At 73.7% G+C, this 16,689-nt stretch carries 13 protein-coding genes; 7 read left to right on the forward strand and 6 right to left on the reverse strand.

What is annotated here, in order from left to right; all coding sequences use genetic code 11:
• Window positions 1–95: 95 nt before the first annotated feature.
• Complete coding sequence (locus AC6I72_RS29205; RefSeq protein WP_498004121.1) at window positions 96–1,460, reverse strand: FAD-dependent oxidoreductase; 1,365 nt, start codon at window positions 1,458–1,460, stop codon at window positions 96–98.
• Between the two features lie 188 nt (window positions 1,461–1,648).
• Here AC6I72_RS29205 and AC6I72_RS29210 point away from each other — a divergent pair, with 188 nt between their 5' ends.
• Together AC6I72_RS29210 and AC6I72_RS29215 are read left to right on the forward strand one after the other, a co-directional pair.
• On the forward strand, window positions 1,649–2,572 hold the full coding sequence (locus AC6I72_RS29210) for a DMT family transporter (RefSeq protein WP_498004122.1): 924 nt from the start codon (window positions 1,649–1,651) through the stop codon (window positions 2,570–2,572).
• Between the two features lie 259 nt (window positions 2,573–2,831).
• Window positions 2,832–4,490 (forward strand): catalase, encoded by a 1,659-nt coding sequence (locus AC6I72_RS29215; protein WP_498004123.1) that lies wholly within the window; start codon window positions 2,832–2,834, stop codon window positions 4,488–4,490.
• A 146-nt stretch (window positions 4,491–4,636) separates the two neighbouring features.
• Here AC6I72_RS29215 and AC6I72_RS29220 read toward each other — a convergent pair whose 3' ends face one another.
• From AC6I72_RS29220 to AC6I72_RS29230, 3 genes are all read right to left on the reverse strand, one after another.
• The gene (locus AC6I72_RS29220) at window positions 4,637–5,482 is read right to left on the reverse strand and encodes an RNA polymerase sigma factor SigF (protein ID WP_037852345.1); all 846 of its coding nucleotides are present in this window, start codon (window positions 5,480–5,482) and stop codon (window positions 4,637–4,639) included.
• A 105-nt stretch (window positions 5,483–5,587) separates the two neighbouring features.
• On the reverse strand, window positions 5,588–7,057 hold the full coding sequence (locus AC6I72_RS29225) for an FAD-dependent oxidoreductase (protein ID WP_498004124.1): 1,470 nt from the start codon (window positions 7,055–7,057) through the stop codon (window positions 5,588–5,590).
• Window positions 7,057–8,478, reverse strand: coding sequence for a polysaccharide pyruvyl transferase family protein (locus tag AC6I72_RS29230; RefSeq protein WP_498004125.1), 1,422 nt, complete (start codon window positions 8,476–8,478; stop codon window positions 7,057–7,059). Before AC6I72_RS29230 ends, AC6I72_RS29225 begins: the two co-directional genes overlap by 1 nt.
• 259 nt (window positions 8,479–8,737) lie before the next feature.
• Here AC6I72_RS29230 and AC6I72_RS29235 point away from each other — a divergent pair, with 259 nt between their 5' ends.
• Complete coding sequence (locus AC6I72_RS29235; RefSeq protein ID WP_498004126.1) at window positions 8,738–10,315, forward strand: MFS transporter; 1,578 nt, start codon at window positions 8,738–8,740, stop codon at window positions 10,313–10,315.
• Window positions 10,316–10,424: 109 nt separating this feature from the next.
• Here the strand turns inward: AC6I72_RS29235 and AC6I72_RS29240 are convergent, their stop codons facing one another.
• Window positions 10,425–12,038 carry a right-handed parallel beta-helix repeat-containing protein gene (locus tag AC6I72_RS29240; protein WP_498004127.1) on the reverse strand — a complete coding sequence of 538 codons (1,614 nt, stop codon included), beginning with the start codon at window positions 12,036–12,038 and terminating at the stop codon, window positions 10,425–10,427.
• Between the two features lie 185 nt (window positions 12,039–12,223).
• On the opposite strand from AC6I72_RS29240, the gene AC6I72_RS29245 reads away from it, so the two are divergent.
• Window positions 12,224–12,397: a CsbD family protein gene (locus tag AC6I72_RS29245; protein ID WP_498004128.1), complete on the forward strand. Its 174-nt coding sequence runs from the start codon at window positions 12,224–12,226 to the stop codon at window positions 12,395–12,397.
• Window positions 12,398–12,599: 202 nt separating this feature from the next.
• Here the strand turns inward: AC6I72_RS29245 and AC6I72_RS29250 are convergent, their stop codons facing one another.
• The gene (locus tag AC6I72_RS29250; RefSeq protein ID WP_498004129.1) at window positions 12,600–13,133 is read right to left on the reverse strand and encodes a DoxX family membrane protein; all 534 of its coding nucleotides are present in this window, start codon (window positions 13,131–13,133) and stop codon (window positions 12,600–12,602) included.
• A gap of 238 nt (window positions 13,134–13,371) precedes the next feature.
• Between AC6I72_RS29250 and AC6I72_RS29255 the strand changes: the two genes are divergently transcribed.
• The 3 genes from AC6I72_RS29255 (at window position 13,372) to AC6I72_RS29265 (ending at window position 16,672) form a co-directional block, all read left to right on the forward strand.
• Window positions 13,372–13,905 (forward strand): hypothetical protein, encoded by a 534-nt coding sequence (locus AC6I72_RS29255; RefSeq protein ID WP_498004130.1) that lies wholly within the window; start codon window positions 13,372–13,374, stop codon window positions 13,903–13,905.
• A gap of 348 nt (window positions 13,906–14,253) precedes the next feature.
• Window positions 14,254–14,817, forward strand: coding sequence for a hemerythrin domain-containing protein (locus tag AC6I72_RS29260; RefSeq protein ID WP_498004131.1), 564 nt, complete (start codon window positions 14,254–14,256; stop codon window positions 14,815–14,817).
• 250 nt (window positions 14,818–15,067) lie between these two features.
• Window positions 15,068–16,672, forward strand: a complete 1,605-nt coding sequence (locus AC6I72_RS29265) for a N,N-dimethylformamidase beta subunit family domain-containing protein (protein ID WP_498004132.1) — start codon at window positions 15,068–15,070, stop codon at window positions 16,670–16,672.
• Window positions 16,673–16,689: the final 17 nt, after the last annotated feature.

The following is a 16,689-nucleotide window of genomic DNA, read 5'->3' on the forward strand; positions in this document are numbered from 1 at the left end:
GCCCTGACAGCGCCGCTACAAGGACCTTCCGGCGCCTTGCGATCGCACGCACCGGACACCGCCCGCTGATCGGAACCCACTTTTGTTCGCAGCTCTTAGGCGCCGCTCGCCTTCAGCATGTCCTCCCGCTCGACGATCTTCACGCGCTCCCGGCCCTGCGGCTCGCCCAGGGCCTTCTCCGCGGCGTCGAGGCGGTACCAGCCCTCCCAGGTGGTGAAGCGGACGTCGTGCTCGGCGAGGAAGGCGTCCACGGCCTCCGGCTGGGGCGAGGCGGGGGTGTGCAGCCGGCCGGCCGCGTAGTCGTCCAGCAGGTTGGCGACCGTCTCGTTGGCGTCGCCCTTGGTGTGGCCGATCAGACCCACCGGGCCGCGCCGGATCCAGCCGGTCACGTACGCCGACTGCACGTGCTCGCCGGTCTCGCCGATGATCCGGCCGCCCTCGTCCGGGACGGTGCCCGAATCGTCGTCCCAGGGCAGCTTCGGCAGCCGGTCGGAGAGGTAGCCCACGGCACGGTAGACGGCCGTGACGTCCCAGTCCTTGAAGGTGCCCGTGCCCTTGACGTTGCCGGTGCCGTCCAGTTCGGTGCGCTCGGTGCGCAGCCCGGTCACCCTGCCGTCCTCACCGAGGATCTCCGCCGGGGACTCGAAGAAGTGCAGGAACAGCTTGTGCGGGCGGTCGCCGGCGTCGCGGATCGCCCAGTTCTCCAGCGTCTTGGCGACCATGTCGGCCTGCTTGTTGCCGCGCCGGGTGGCGATGGAGCCCTCGTCGTAGTCGATGTCCTCGGGGTCGACGATGACCTCGATGTTGGGGGAGTGGTCCAGCTCGCGCAGCTCCATCGGGCTGAACTTGGCCTGCGCCGGGCCGCGCCGGCCGAACACGTGGATCTCCAGCGCCTTGTTGGCCTTCAGGCCGTCGTACACGTTCGGCGGGATCTCGGTCGGCAGCAGCTCGTCGGCGGTCTTGGCGAGGATCCGCGCCACGTCGAGGGCGACGTTGCCGACACCGAGGACGGCGACCTTCTCCGCCTCCAGGGGCCAGGTGCGCGGCACGTCCGGGTGGCCGTCGTACCAGGAGACGAAGTCGGCGGCGCCGTAGGAGCCGTCCAGGTCGATGCCGGGTATGGACAGCGCCCGGTCGGCCGTGGCGCCGGTGGAGAAGATCACCGCGTCGTAGAAGGCGCGCAGGTCGTCCAGGCTGATGTCGCCGGGGTAGTCGACGTTGCCGAACAGGCGGATCTGCGGCTTGTCCAGCACCTGGTGGAGCGCCGTGACGATGCCCTTGATCCGGGGGTGGTCGGGGGCGACGCCGTAACGGATCAGGCCGAACGGCGCCGGCATCCGTTCGAAGAGGTCGACGGACACGCCAGGCTCGGCGGCCACGCCGGACTTGAGCAGGGCGTCGGCGGCGTAGATACCGGCGGGGCCGGCACCGACGATGGCTACCCGCAGGGGGCGCGGCATGATCAGGTTCCCTTCGAGCGGTGAAACGACGACTCGACGGCAACCCTAAGCTGAGGCAAGCCTAAGTGAGTACACGGGTCCGGTCTATGAGGTCATAAGGACCGCTTATGGGAAGGCCAAGGTGCGGTGATGGGTGCTCGTAGGCGCCGCGGCAGGACGGGAGGCCGTCCGTCGGGCATGGTGGACCTGTGATCGGGCTGGCCGTGTTCTTCGCCGTCATGGGCGCCGCGAGCAACGCCGTGGGCACCGCCTTCCAGCGGAAGGCCGCCTCCACCGTGCCCACCGGCGGCGGCCTGCGGCTGCTCCTCGCCCTGGCCCGGCGGCCGGTGTGGCTGGCCGGCATCTGCGGGGTGATCGCCTCCGCCATGTTCCAGGCGCTCGCCCTGGTCAACGGGCCGATGGCGCTGGTGCAGCCGCTGTTCATCATGGAGCTGCCCTTCGCCCTGCTCATCGCCGGCTCCCTCATGCGCCGCGGCCTGCCCGCCGCGGGCTGGTGGGCGGTGGCGGCAGTGGTCGGCGGACTGGCGCTCGTCCTGGTCTCGGCCGCGCCCTCCGGCTCGCACGACCAGGCACCCATGGTGCGCTGGGTCCCCGCGCTGATCGCCTGCCTGGGCGCGATGGCGGGCGCGGTCGTCCTGGCCCGCGCCCGGCGCTCCCCGCTGCTGCGGGCCGCCGTCCTGGCCGCCGCCGCGGCCGTCGGCAACGCGCTGACGGCCGCCATGCTGAAGTCGGCCAGCGGCATCCTGGACGCCGACGGCTTCGCCGCGTTCCTCGCCACCTGGCAGACCTACGGGTTCGCCGTCGTCGGGGTCAGTTCGCTGCTGCTCCTGGAGAACGCGCTGCAGGCCGGTTCGCTGGCCGCCTCCCAGCCCGCGCTGACCATCGGCGACGCGACGGTGAGCCTGCTGCTGGGCGTCACCCTGTTCGGCGAGCACATCCGCACGGGCGTGTGGCTCCTGCCCGAACTGGCGGGCGCCGGGCTCATCGTCTGGGGTGTCCTGCGGCTGATCCGGGTCGTCCCGCACGCCCAGCAGACCCTGGCCGGCGAGTCCCCGTCCGGCGACGCCGTCAGCCCGGCCGGCCGCGGCGCGCCGGGCCCCGCGGACGGCTGACCCGGGCGGCCGGCCCCACGAGAACGCGGCGCCGTTTCCCGGTGGGGCGAGGGGCGGGGCGGGCTGCGCGGCGAACGGGCTAACACCGGCCGTGCGGCAGGCACAACGGTGCGAAGGTGGGCTTATCCGCGTGGATGCGGGCAAGCCGGGTATCCGTCGGTGCGTGTCCGGGCCGCCGCCCCGCTGTGCCGGACGGGCGTTCCCGGCCCGGTCCGCTCCGCGACGCGGTCTCGAGTCGACGTCGAAGGAGTCCACGGGCATGACGGACGCATCCAGCAAGGGGCCCGCCCCGGGCGACGACCGGAAGGTCCTCACCAACCGGCAGGGCCATCCCGTCTACGACAACCAGAACCAGCGGACCGTCGGCGCCCGGGGCCCGGCCACGCTGGAGAACTACCAGTTCCTGGAGAAGATCAGCCACTTCGACCGCGAGCGCATCCCCGAGCGGGTCGTGCACGCGCGCGGCGTGACGGCGTACGGCTACTTCGAGGCGTACGGCGCCTGGGGGGACGAGCCGATCGGCCGCTACACGAGGGCCGCGCTCTTCCAGGAGCGCGGCAGGCGCACCGACGTCGCCGTGCGCTTCTCCACGGTCATCGGCGGCCGGGACTCCTCCGAGGCCGCCCGCGACCCGCGCGGCTTCGCCGTGAAGTTCTACACCGAGGACGGCAACTGGGACCTCGTCGGCAACAACCTCGGCGTCTTCTTCATCCGGGACGCCATCAAGTTCCCCGACGTCATCCACGCCCTCAAGCCCGACCCGGTGACCTTCGAGCAGCAGCCCCGGCGGATCTTCGACTTCATGTCGCAGACGCCCGAGTCCATGCACATGCTGGTCAACCTCTTCAGCCCGCGCGGCATCCCCGCCGACTACCGCCACATGCAGGGCTTCGGCGTCAACACCTACAAGTGGGTCAACGACGAGGGCCGCACGGTCCTGGTGAAGTACCACTGGATGCCCAAGCAGGGCGTGCGCAGCATGACCGAGCAGGACGCGGCCGACGTCCAGGCCCACTCCCTCGGCCACGCGACCAAGGACCTGTACGAGGCGATCGGACGCGGCGAGTACCCCGAGTGGGAACTGCTCGTGCAGATGATGGACGACCACGACCACCCCGAGCTGGACTTCGACCCGCTGGACGACACCAAGACCTGGCCCGAGCAGGACTTCCCGCCCCGGGCCGTGGGCCGGATGGTGCTCGACCGGATGCCGCAGGACTTCTTCGCCGAGAACGAGCAGATCTCCTTCGGCACCGGCGTCCTCGTCGACGGCCTGGACTTCTCCGACGACAAGATGCTGGTCGGCCGCACCTTCTCCTACAGCGACACCCAGCGCTACCGGGTCGGCCCCAACTACCTCCAGCTGCCGGTCAACCAGCCGAAGCACGCCCAGGTGCGCACCAACCAGCGCGACGGGCAGATGACGTACCACGTCGACGGCGGCGGGGCGAACCCGATCGTCAACTACGAGCCGTCGATCACCGGCGGTCTGCGCGAGGGCACGTACCCGGCGCACGAGGAGCAGGGGCCCGAGATCCGCGGCCGGCTGACCCGGGCGCGCATCCCGCGCGCCAACGACTACCTCCAGGCCGGCCAGCGCTACCTGCTGATGGAGCAGTGGGAGCGCGACGACCTCGTGAGAAACCTCGTCGGTCAGCTGTCCCGGTGCGACCGCCCGGTGCAGGAACGCATGGTGTGGCACTTCCTGCTGGTGGAGAACGACCTGGGGCTGAAGGTCGGTGAGGGCCTCGGCATCTCGCCCGAGGACGTGGCACGGCTGGAGCCGCTGGCGGGCCAGGACCTCACCGACGAGGACCGCAAACGGCTGTCCGCCCTGGGCAAGAACCCGCCGCGCGACGTCGAGGGCCTGACCATGACGCACTGCGTGCCCGACGAGCGGCACACCGTGACCCGCTGACCGGCCCGCCGCCGCGACGCGAGGGGCCGGGCGCCACCGCCCCGGAGGGAGGTGGCGCCCGGCCCCTGATGGTCTGCCCGCCGCTCGCACCTGTCCTCAGCCCCGTCCGTGCCGGCGCAGGGCCGGCGGACGGTCCCGCGGCCGGGTCAGCGCACCGTCAGCAGTCCTTGCCGCAGCCGGCCCAGCAGCCGGTTGAGCAGGCGGGACACGTGCATCTGGGAGATGCCGAGCCGCTCGCCGATCTGCGCCTGGGTGAGTTCCTCGACGAACCGCATGTGGATGATCTGCCGGTCCCGCTCGTCCAGCTCCGCCAGCAGGGGAGCGAGGCTGTGCAGGTCCTCCACCAGCTCCATGCTCATGTCCTCGGCGCCGATGAAGTCGGCCAGGACGCTCTCGCCGTCCTCGCTGCCGCTGACGGCGGCGTCCAGGGACGCGGAGGTGTACCCGTTGGAGGCGACGCGGGCGTCGATGACCTCCTGCTCGGGCAGGTTCATCAGCTCCGCCAGCTCCTTGGTGGTGGGCTTGCGCCCGAGCCGGCTGCTCAGCTCCTCCGTGGCCTTGGCCAGCTCGACCCGGGCCTCCTGGAGCCGGCGCGGCACGTGCACCGCCCAGGTCGTGTCGCGGAAGAAGCGCTTGATCTCGCCGACGATGTAGGGCACCGCGAAGGAGGTGAACTCCACCTCGCGGGACAGCTCGAACCGGTCGATCGCCTTGATCAGGCCGATCATGCCGACCTGGACGATGTCCTCCATCTCCTGCGGACCCCGGCTGCGGAAGCGGCCCGCCGCGTACCGCACCAGGGACATGTTCATCTCGATCAGCGTGTTGCGGGCGTACTGGTATTCGTGCGTGCCCTCTTCCAGGTGCGCGAGCCGGTCGAAGAACACCCGTGACAGGGCGCGCGCGTCGGTCGGTGCGACCTGGGAAGGATCGGGCACCTCCGGCAGCTCCGTCCGAGCACCAGTAGCCTTCGCCTCCGTGGTCACCGCCATCGTGCGGCCCTCCCTCTCACCCGATGTTCTCTGCCGGACGTGACCGCCCCGTTACGCAGGGGCGGGCTCCGCAGCGTGTACCCGGCTTCCGAAGCCTCACACCTATTATTTCTCCGCCCGGCTGGTTTCACCTGTCGGGAGGGTGCCGGGAGCGGCCGTCCGCAGCCGGGCGCCCTGGCGGCCCAGCTCCTGCTGGACCAGGGCGTAGGGCACCTCCCGCGGGCTGCGCCCCAGCCGGGTGGCCAGCGCGGCGCAGACCCCGGCGGCCTGTCCGGTGGCCATGGCGATGGGCATCACCCGGTACGACGAGTGCGCGACGTGCGAGCCGGAGATGCAGCGCCCGGCCACGAGCAGCCGGTCCGTCCCGGCGGGCAGCAGACAGCGCAGCGGGATGTCGTAGAAGCGCCCCCGGGGGACGCGCCGGATGACGGTGCCGCTGCCCTCCGGGTTGTGGATGTCGATGGGGTAGGCGCCGTGCGCGACCACGTCCGGGAAGGCGCGGGCGTCCAGGATGTCGTAGCCGGTCAGCCGGTAGTCCCCGAGGACGCGGCGGGTCTCGCGCACCCCGATCTGGGTGCCGCTCTGCACGGCGTACGACTCCTCGAACCCCGGCACGCGCGAGCGCAGGAACCGGTCGATCTCGGCCATCTGCCGCCGGGCCGTCCACTCGGCACGGCTCAGGTCCCACACGTCGATGCCCAGGGCGCCGGTGACCCGTGTGCTGTTGACGGAGAGTTCGTGCGGGTGCGGGGTGCCGAAGAACAGCATGTCCTCGCGCGGCAGGCGCAGCTCGCCCGCCTCGGTGGCCTCGCGGACGAGGTCCCACAGCCCGTGCACGCCCCGCCACTGGTCGGGGTGGGCCCGGACGTACTCGGCGAACCGCGGCCGCGCGAAGTCCGCGACGCGGAACATCAGGGTCATCGGCTGGACCCGCCCGTCCTCCTGGCGCCCCACCTCGAACGGCGCCCCGCAGGAGGCGGCCACGTCACCGTCGCCCGTGCCGTCCACGACCACGTCCGCGTCGATCACCACCGGCCCCGACTTGGTCTCGAACACCACCCGCCAGCCGTCCTCCAGCGGCAGCGCGGCCGACGCGAAGGAGTGGAACAGCATCCGCACCCCGGCCTCGTCCAGCAGGTCGAGCAGGACCAGCTTGAACAGCTCCGGGTCGAACGGGACGGTGTAGCCGGTCTCCAGGGACGGCGGCACACAGCCCCCGCACGCGGTGAGCCGGTCGAGCAGACGCCACAGGAACCCGGCGACCACCGGTTCGCCCTCCCCGTGGTCGGTGGGCAGCAGCCGGTCCCCGGCGCCGTCCTCGGCGAACACCGCCTGCCGGTGCTCGTTGTGGAAGGACATCAGCGGCATCACCAGGGCGACGGTGGCGTTGCCGCCGAGGAAGGCGTAGCGCTCCACGAGGATCACGTCGGCGCCCGCGCCGGCCGCCGCGTACGCCGCCGCCGTGCCCGCCGGCCCGCCGCCCACCACCAGCACGTCCGTACGCCCCGCGTGCAGCGCCGGGCGGGCGGGGACGGTGACGGTGCGCGGCTCCTCGGGCCGGTGCAGGACGGGCATCACGCCTCCTGTCCGGCGCCGTGGCCGGGCACCGTGCCGTCCCCGGGTCCCGCGCCGAGCAGACGCAGACCGTGCGGCCCCGGCGCCGCCGGGCCGGTGACCGGACCCGCCGGACCCGCCGGCCCCACGCCCTCCCGGCCCGCGCCGCCCGTGCCGCCCCGCTCCAGCGGATCCGTGCCGCCCCCGCCCGTGACGCGCCGGTCCGTCCGGTCCGGGTCCTCCCGGCCCGCGAGGCCCTGGTCCAGCTGATCCGCGCCGCCCCGCCCCTGGGCGTCCCGGTCCATGGCGTCGAGCAGGGCCCCACAGCGGGCGCAGGTCTCCGAGGCGAGTTCCCGCAGGTCCCGGACCCGGGCGGCGAGGTCCCCCCGGCGCTGCGGGAACTCGTCCCACAGCCGGTCCACCTCCGCCAGCAGCAGTCCGACCTGCTCGCGCGCCACACCGACCAGCGCCGGGGCGCCCAGCCGGCGCGCGAAGTCGAACACCTTCCCGGCGTACGGCAGCGGCAGCACGGGCAGCCCCGAGACCGCCGCGAAGATCAGGAAGTGCAGGCGCATGCCGACCACCAGGTCCAGATGGCTCATCAGGCCCAGCACCTGCCCCGGCGTGTACGCGCTGTGCAGGATCCGTCCCCGGTCGGGCGCGGTCATCCGGGAGAGCACGGCGTGCGCGTGCCGGACGTCGTGGCGCTCCATCGGCATGAACACCACATGCGCGTCCAGACGGCGCACCAGGAAGTCGGCGACGTCCGCGAGCAGCGCGTGGTAGTCGCCCTCGTCCAGCTTCTCCGCCGCCCTGCCCGGCTCGCGCACCGACATCCCGACCAGCCGCGCGTTCGCCGGCACCCCCTCCTGCCGCATCATCTCGGCGGTGAACGGCTCCGGCGGCAGCAGCAGCGCCGGGTCGGCGGTGACGACCAGGTCCCGTTCGACGCCCACCTCCTCCAGGACCAGCCGGGACTCCTGGTCGCGCACCACCACCTCGTCCATGTCCGCCAGCACGGTGCGTACGGCCTCCCGGTCGTCGCTCTCGCGCAGCGGACCCGCGCCGACCGCGTAGGCGAACGTGCGCACGCCCCGCACCTGGGCCGCGCGGACCAGCTTCAGATAGCGGCGCGCCTCGCCGTCGTAGAGGATGCCGCCGCCACCGAGGACCAGCAGGTCCAGGCCGGCGAGCACGTCGGTCACCTGCTTCTGCGGCACGCCTTCCCAGTCCACCACCTCGTCGGCCGCCGGCTGGTGCGCCCGGGTGTGCTCGGCGTCGCGGCTGAAGACGATCAGGCGGGCCTGCGGCCGGTGGGACCGCAGACAGCCGAGGACGCACTGGAGGATGGCTTCGTCGCCGATGTTGTAGCCGCCGTAGGAACCCAGCAGGCCGATGCGCGGCACCCGCGGGCGGGGCGGCCGGGGCGGTGAGGTGGTCATCCGGAACTCCCGTTCCGTGGGGCGGGCGGAGCGCGGGCCGAGTTGCCCCCACCCCACGAGGAAAACACCTCCGTGGCCGTCCGGCAGCCGCTGCCCGTCCGGCCGGGTCGGTCGCGGGCGCTGGAGTGGCCCCGGCGGCGGGAAGCGGCGATCGTGTCCGTGAGGGTGTTCCGCTCCGTGCCTCGGGGGAACGCGCCCCTGGGGCGCGCTGGACGACGAGGACCGGTGCGCGCTCGAGCCGCGACCGGGAGGAGCGTTCGTGAACAGGCAAGTGCGGTCGGGCGGTGGCCGCGGCGATCCGGCGGGCACGCCCGACCCCAGGCGCTGGAAGGCCCTGTGGGTCACCCTGGCGACCGGTTTCATGAGCCTGCTCGACGTGACGATCGTCGCCGTGGCCCTGCCGTCGATGCAGCGCGACCTGGGGGCCTCGGCGGCCTCCGTGCAGTGGGTGGTGTCCGGGTACGCCCTCGCGTTCGCCCTCGTCCTGGTCCCCGCGGGGCGGCTGGGCGACGCCATGGGCCGGCGCCGGATCTTCCTGTGCGCCCTGGCCGCCTTCGTCGCGTGCAGCGCCGCCGCGGGCGCCGCGCCCACCATCACCTGGCTGGTCGTGGCACGCCTCGCCCAGGGCGCCTGCGCCGGCTGCCTGGCCCCGCAGAACTCCGCGCTGATCCAGCAGATGTTCCGCGGGGCCGAACGCGGGCGCGCCTTCGGCCTCTTCGGCGCGGTCGTGGGCGTCTCCAGCGCGGTGGGACCGATCACCGGCGGCCTGATCCTCGCACTGGCGCACGGCACGCAGGGCTGGCGCTGGATCTTCTACGTCAACGTCCCCGTCGGCGCCCTCGCGCTCCTGCTGGGCCTGCGGCTGCTGCCCCGCGTGGCACCCGGCCGCAGGGAACGGCTCGACCTGCCCGGGGTGGCCCTGCTGGGCGTCGGCGTGCTGGCCCTGATGCTGCCCCTGGTGTTCGCGGAGAGCGGCGGACTGGGCAGGCTGTGGTGGCTGTTCCTGCTCGGTCTGGTCCTCCTCGTCTGCTTCGTCCGGTGGGAGAGCAGGGTGGCGGGACGCGACGGACAGCCCCTCCTGGACCCGAGGCTGCTCACCGCCACCCGCGGCTACGGGCTGGGCACGGCGCTGGGCGCGCTGTACTTCGTGGGGTTCAGCGGCGTGTGGCTGGTGTTCGCGCTGTTCTTCCAGAACGGCCTCGGCTACGAGCCGCTGCGCTCGGGCCTCGCGGTGACGCCGTTCGCGATCGGCTCGGCGGCCGCCGCGGTGATCTCCGGCCGGCTGGTGGAACGGCTGGGCCGGCTGCTCACCGTCTGCGGGCTGGTGGCGGTGGTGGCGGGGCTGGGCGCGACCGCGCTGATACTTCGCTGGGCCCCGTCCGGGGCCCTCACCTGGCTGGCCGCACCCGCCCTGCTCGTCGGCGGACTGGGCAGCGGCTGTGTCATCTCCCCGAACGTCACGATGACGCTGCGGGACGTGCCGGTCCGGATGGCGGGCGCGGCGGGCGGCGCCCTCCAGACGGGCCAGCGGCTGGGCGGCGCCGTCGGCACGGCCGCGCTGCCGGGCCTGTTCTACACCGTGCTCGCCGCCACGGCCGGGGACTACCGTGCCGCGGTGTCACTCACGGTGGGCTTCGCCCTGGTGGCCATGCTGGCGTCCCTGACGGTGGCGGTCCTCGACTGGCGCCGCGACCACCATGAACGGCCCCCGCGCCGGTCGCCCGGCCCCTCCGGCGGACCCGTCCGCCCTCACCCGGACGACGAGCCCGCTCACCCGGACGGCCGTACCGGGCGGACGCGGGGACGGGACACCTGCGAGGACGCCGGCCGCGGGTGAGGCGCCCGGCGCCCGGCCCCCCCGGCAGCGCCGCCGCGTGAAGGCGCCGAGCGGGCGGGGCCGGCCGGGGTACCGCATGCCGTACGCCCGGTTCCGCCGGCCGGCGCCGTCACGCGCCGTCGTCCCGCCACAGCCCGCCCGCGGGCCGGGTGTCGAAGCAGGTGGCCTCGCGGGCGTTGCCGCTCAGGTCGTTGTCGAGGACGCGGCCGTCCGTCCAGCTGCCGTCACCGGTGATCCGCATGCCGTGGGTCTGCGTGCTGACCGGCTGGTCGTCCCCGATCCGGTTACCGTCCATCCGCGCCCGGAGCACGGCCGCGTCGACCGCGAGCCCGGCCCGCACCGCGGGGGCGGCGGGCAGCCGGTAGGCGCAGCCGTCCCCGGGAACGCCCTGCGGCCAGGCGGTGTCCGCGCCCGGCCGCAGCGGCGCCAGGTGCAGTTCCGTCCGGGTGTTGCGGGTGACCAGGGCGCTGTGGCCGCCCACCGAGACCTCCTTGCCGAGGTGTCCGTCGGCGGGCCAGCCGGCGTTCTTGTCGGTGAGCGACAGCTCGGAGCACCGCACGCCGCTGCCGGTGCTCCCCGCGGCCCCCGCGCACCGCCGGCCGTTGTCGCAGATCCGGTTGCCGAGGATCGCGCAGTCCCGCACGGCGGCACCGATACGCACGCCGTCCAGGCCGTTGTCCCGGATGTCGTTGGCCTCCAGCACGATGTCCGCCGCCGCTTCCTCGTCCCCGCCCGCGAGGTTGTGCTCCCAGTAGCCGTACCGTCCGTTGCGGCTGATCCGGTTGCCCCGGAAGGCGTACGGCCCCGGGGTGTTGCCCAGCGCCACACCGTCGCGGACGTTGCCGTCGATGACACAGCCCGTGACGATGCCGCCCCGGCCGCCGATGCCCGAGGTGCCCTGGGAGGACACGTCGAACCCGGCCTGGTGGTTGCCGAGCATGGTCGAGGAGGTGACGAGGAGCCCGTCGGCCCCCCAGTCGGAGATTCCGAAGCGGTTGTCCTCGGCGTGGCAGGCGGTGATGCGGATGCCCGCGGGAGGCTCCCACTCCTCGTTCTGCAGTTCGAGGAAGATCCCGTTGGTGCCGTTGCCGACCGCGGTGCACGCGGTGACCGTCAGCCGCTCGACCCGGCCCCAGCCGCCGATCCCGATCCCGATGCCGGCCCCGCCCATCTGCTCCCCGCTGTCCTGCCGCCCGCACCGCTCGGCCAGCACACCCTCCACGACCGTGTCCTGGAGGAAGTCGCAGCCGAACCCGGTGGCCGCCGTGTCGTGGACGTACAGGTCGCTGAAGCGTCCGCGCAGCACGTACTGCAGACCGAGCCCCTTGGCCAGCGGGTCGTACTCCTCGGTCGTCACCCCCGAGCCGTCGATCTCGAAATGGGCGAAGGTGACGTCCGCCAGGTGGTTGTCCGGACCGGCTCCGTGCTGCCGGGCGGTGAACCAGGCCAGCGGCACGGGCGTGCTGCGGTCACCGGGGTTGCACAGCGCGAAGCAGGTGGCGCCCCGGCCCTCGCCGACCAGCGAGACGCCGCTGCGCCAGAGCGTGGGCCGGTCGCGCATCAGGTACCGCCCGGCGGGCACGCGCAGCACGCGCGGGCGCCCGTCGGCGGCACAGGCCGCGCCGAGCGCGTCCACCAGACGCTGGAACGCGGGCTGGTCATTGGTGACCCCGTCGCCCGCGAGACCGCGCTCGCGGGCGTCGACCGTCAGGGACTCCGTCATGGCACCGCTCCTTCCGGGCTGCTCGCCACCGGGTACCCCGGCGCCGTCGGCGGCCACGGCCCGGCCGCGCCCCCGTGACCCCGCCCGGCGGGGCCCGTGCGTGCGGGGGCGGGTGAGGTTTGCCGAGCCGCGCACCGGACACCCGGCGTCCTGACACCGATCTCGACCGCTGGGAGTGAGTGACAGTGGCTGGTGACCAGAAGGCCAAGGCCAAGAAGGAACAGATGAAGGGCAAGGCCAAGGAGACGGCCGGCCGCGCTGTGGGCAACGAGCGGATGACCGCCGAGGGCCGCACCGAGAAGGCCAAGGGCGACGCACGTCAGGCCAAGGAGAAGGGGAAGGACACCCTCAAGCCCTGACTGCCCCTGCCCCTACGGGTGGGCATGTGTCTGAGGGCTCCCCGAACCCGGTTCGGGGAGCCCTCAGACACATGCCCACCGGCATGCCCGGCGCAGAGACACCACCAGGGAGACACGCAGACGTCACGGGGCCGGACGGTTCACCGTCCGGCCCCGTGACGTCATCTGCCCCCCGTGATCCGCCCGTCCGGGCGTGCCGCCCTCAACCCGGCAGCTTCGCCCGGATCCCGCCGATCGTCGCGGCCGGAACCGCCGTGGCCCGCACCGAGCGGCGCACCAGCCCCGCCCCGCGCCGCACCTCCCGGGCGCCGTGCCGGCCCCGCCACAGCCACGACGGCGCGCCACCGGTGTCGTCGGCGGCGATCAGCAGACCGCCGAGCATGGAGAGGTTCTTCAGGAAGTGGATGCGCTGCTGGGCGCGTTCGGCCGGATCGTCCGCCTCCCAGAAACGGTGCCCGGCCAGGGTGGTGGGCACCAGCGTGGCCGCCAGGGCCAGCGCGGAGAGCCGGGGCAGCCGTCCCAGGCCCAGCAGGACACCGGCGGCCACCTGGACGCCGCCGCTCAGCCGTACCACCTGTTCGGTCCGGTCCGGCAGGACCGCCACGCGTTCGGTGAGCGGGCGTACGACGCGCTCGGCCAGCGGAGTGACGCCCTCGGGGTTGCGTACGGAGTTCATCCCTCCGGCGACGAACATGGAGGCGAGCAGGGGACGGCCGGCCACGCGCAGCAGACTCATGGTCCTCTCCAGACGTGTGGGGGTGTACGGCCTCCGCCGGGTTCCCCGGACCCGCCGGATGCATGCGAGCCGGAGGGCCCGGCCGGATCGGCCGGAACACCGGGCAACCTTCTTCGTCTTTCGGAAGTGTGGCAATTTTCCGGGACATTACGGAACCGGCGAGCGGCGTGGGCCGGTCTTACCTGCCGACCGACGTGCCGGGAACCGCCCGGCCCCATGGACTGGGGGAAACACTCACATGCCCACGCGTGTTCGCACCCGACGCGGCCTGATCGCCGTCTCCGCCCTCGCGGCGGCCCTCTCGCTCGCCGCCGTGACACCGGCCCTGGCCGGCACCGCGGCCTCCCACCCGGCACCTGCCGCCCCCGGCATCGCCCGGCCGGCGTCCGGGCCGCCCACCGCCGTCCAGGGCGACCCGCGCAGCGTCACGCAGCGGGTCGCCGACTTCTACGGCGCCTACATCGACACGGTCTGGGACGGCTCCGACCCGGCCGCCGCCGCCGACGCCAGGGCCCTGAAGGCCTTCTACCTGTCAGTGGACGCGCGCAGGAAGGTCGCCGCGTACGAGGCCAGGGAGCACGCGGACGGCATCCTCTTCGCCCAGAACGTGCCGGTGAAGTGGAAGGTGGCCTACGCCGGTTCGGGCGGCGGCCACGCCACCAGCAGGGTCACGCTCACCTGGAGCGACGGCCGGAACGCCCAGGTGACGAAGATCGACGTGCGGTCCGATTTGAGGACCCGCAAGATCACCGACCTGAAGCCGGTCCGCTGACGGAGCCCCTCGACGTGCGCCGCCGCCCCCGCGGGCCTGCCCCGCGGGGGCGGCGGCACACCCGCGTCCGCTCCGGTCCGGTCCGGACGGCGCCGGGTCCCGCGGTTCCGCCGCCGCGCCCGGGGCACTCGGCGGTCCGCGGACGCCGAACGACGCCTCCACCCGCCGCCGCCCGGACCGGCCCCGCCCCCGGCCACGACCCGCGCCACGCGCACCCCGAGCCGGACGGCAACCCGGACGCGCCCGCTCGCGTGAGCCTTCGTCCGGCGGTGTGTTCCGGTCCGCCCCGGGAACCCGGCGGGCGGTCCACCGGTGACACACCACCTTCGAGGAGCGAGGAGCGCTGCCATGGGACACGGCGGAGACGTCATCCAGGAACTGACCACCGACCACCGCGAGGTGGAGGAGATCTTCGCGCAGATCGAGGCCCTCCCGACGGGGGACAAGAGGCGCAAGGACCTGGCGGACCAGGCCACGATGGAACTGGTCCGGCACTCCGTGGCGGAGGAGATGTACCTCTACCCGGCCGTGCGTCAGTACCTCCGGGACGGCGACGCGATCGCCGACCGGGAGATCCACGACCACGCCGAGGCCGAGCGGACGATGAAGGACCTGGAGGGCTGCAAGGCCGACGACGCGCGGTTCGACCAGCTCATGGGCCGTCTGATGCGGGAGATCCGCGAACACGTGACGGACGAGGAGCAGAACCTGTTCCCGCAGTTGCGCGAGGCGGCCACCCCCGAGGAGCTGGAGCAGCTCGGCGAGAAGGTGCGTACGGCGAAGAAGACGGCGCCGACGCGGCCGCACCCCTCCGCCCCCGACACGCCTCCCGCGAACAAGCTCCTGGCACCCGGTGCCGGCATGGTCGACCGGATCAGGGACGCGCTCTCCGGGCGCGGCAAGACCGGCTGACGCGCGTGGCAGTCCCGGCAGCGCGCCGGTGAGTCCGCTCGCGGGGCCGCCGTGACCGTACCGGTCCAGGGCGGTCCCGTCGCGACACGCCTGCCCGAGCCCGCGCGACGACGCGGACCGCACCCTGGGAGGACGGGTGAGCCCCGAGCACGGACAGCCGCGCCACCCGCGGCGACCCCACCGGCGCCATGAACTTCGGAGGGACCCGAGGGACCTCACGGCCCCGGACCTGACGGATCCGACGGACCTCATGGATCCGACGGACCTCACCGACCTCGCGCACACGGACCGCGCGACCCCGGCGGACCACGACGGGGGACGCAGCAGCCGCGGGTTGCCGCGCAGGGCCTTCCTCGGGGTGTGCGCCGGGGCGGTCGGGCTCGGCGCGACGGCCGCCTGCGACTCCCCGGCCGCCCGCCGCACCCCGAGCGCCGCAGACCGCCACCGGCCCGAGGCGGAACGGGACCGTCCGGGCAGCGGCGACTGGCGGATCACCTCGGCCGGCCCGCCGGACGCCGTGGCGGGCTACACCGACCGCGTCAGCGTCGTCCCGGGGGAGGAGTGCGGGCTGCACGTGTCGACCACGGCCGCGTCGTTCCGCATCTCGGCGTTCCGCGTCGGCTGGTACGGGGGGAGGTACGCCCGTCTCGTGTGGCGCTCGGCGCCGGTGCGGGGCCACGCCCAACCGCCCGGCCGCCTGCTGCCCGCGACCCGGACCGTCCGGGCGCAGTGGCCGCGTACGCTCACCGTCGGCACGGACGGCTGGCCCGAGGGCGCCTACCTCCTGCGCCTGGACGCGGACAACGGCCACCAGCGCTACCTCCCGCTGATCGTGCGCTCCGCCCACGGCGCCGGCCGCACCGTCCTGCTGCACGCCCCGGCCACCTGGCAGGCGTACAACCGGTGGGGCGGCTACAGCCTCTACGACGGAACCTCGGGCGCCTACGCCACCCGCTCCCTCGCCGTCAGCTTCGACCGGCCCTACGACAAGGACGGCGCCGAGAAGTTCCTGACGTACGAGTGGGCGGCCGTCGTCCTGGCCGAACGGCTCGGCCTGCCCCTGGCGTACACCACCGGCACCGACCTGCACCGCGACCCCGGGGTCCTGCGGGGGGCCACCGCCCTGATCTGCCTGGGGCACGACGAGTACTGGACACCCGAGCAGCGCGGGCACGTCACCGCCGCCCGGGACGCGGGCACCAACGTGGCCTTCCTCGGCGCCAACACCTGCTTCCGCAGAGTCCGGCTGGAGGCCGGTGAGGCGGACGAGGGGCGCACCGTCGTCTGCTACAAGTCCTCCTTCCGGGACGATCCCTGCTACCCGTCCCGTCCGGACCAGGTCACCACCGACTTCCGGCAGGCCCCGGCCGCCGATCCCGAGTCGTCCCTGACCGGGGTGCTCTACGAGGGCTACCCGGTGGACGCCCCCTACGTGGTGCAGGCGGCGGACCACTGGCTCCACGAGGGCACCGGAGTGCGCGCCGGCGAGAGCTTCGCCCACCTGGTCGGGGTGGAGTACGACCGGGTCACCCCCGGCGTGCCCGTCCCCGCCCCGCCGGAGATCACCGCTCACTCGCCGCTGGTGCACGCCGGGGCCCGCAGCCACAGCGACTCGGCGTACTACACGGTCCCCAGCGGCGCGGGCGTCTTCGCCACCGGCACCATGCGCTGGGTGGAGGCGCTGATGGCGGGAACCGGTGAACTGGGCCGCGACCACGGCATGGACGCCCGCACCCGCGCCTTCGTCACCCGCACCACGGAGAACCTGCTCCGGGCGTTCGCCGAGGGCCCCGCCGCCCGCCACCGCCCGGCACCACGCCCCAACGCGCACCGGCTGTACGGAACGAGGGTGTGAACCCACCGTCCCGGCCA

The organism is Streptomyces sp. Xyl84 (assembly GCF_059731885.1).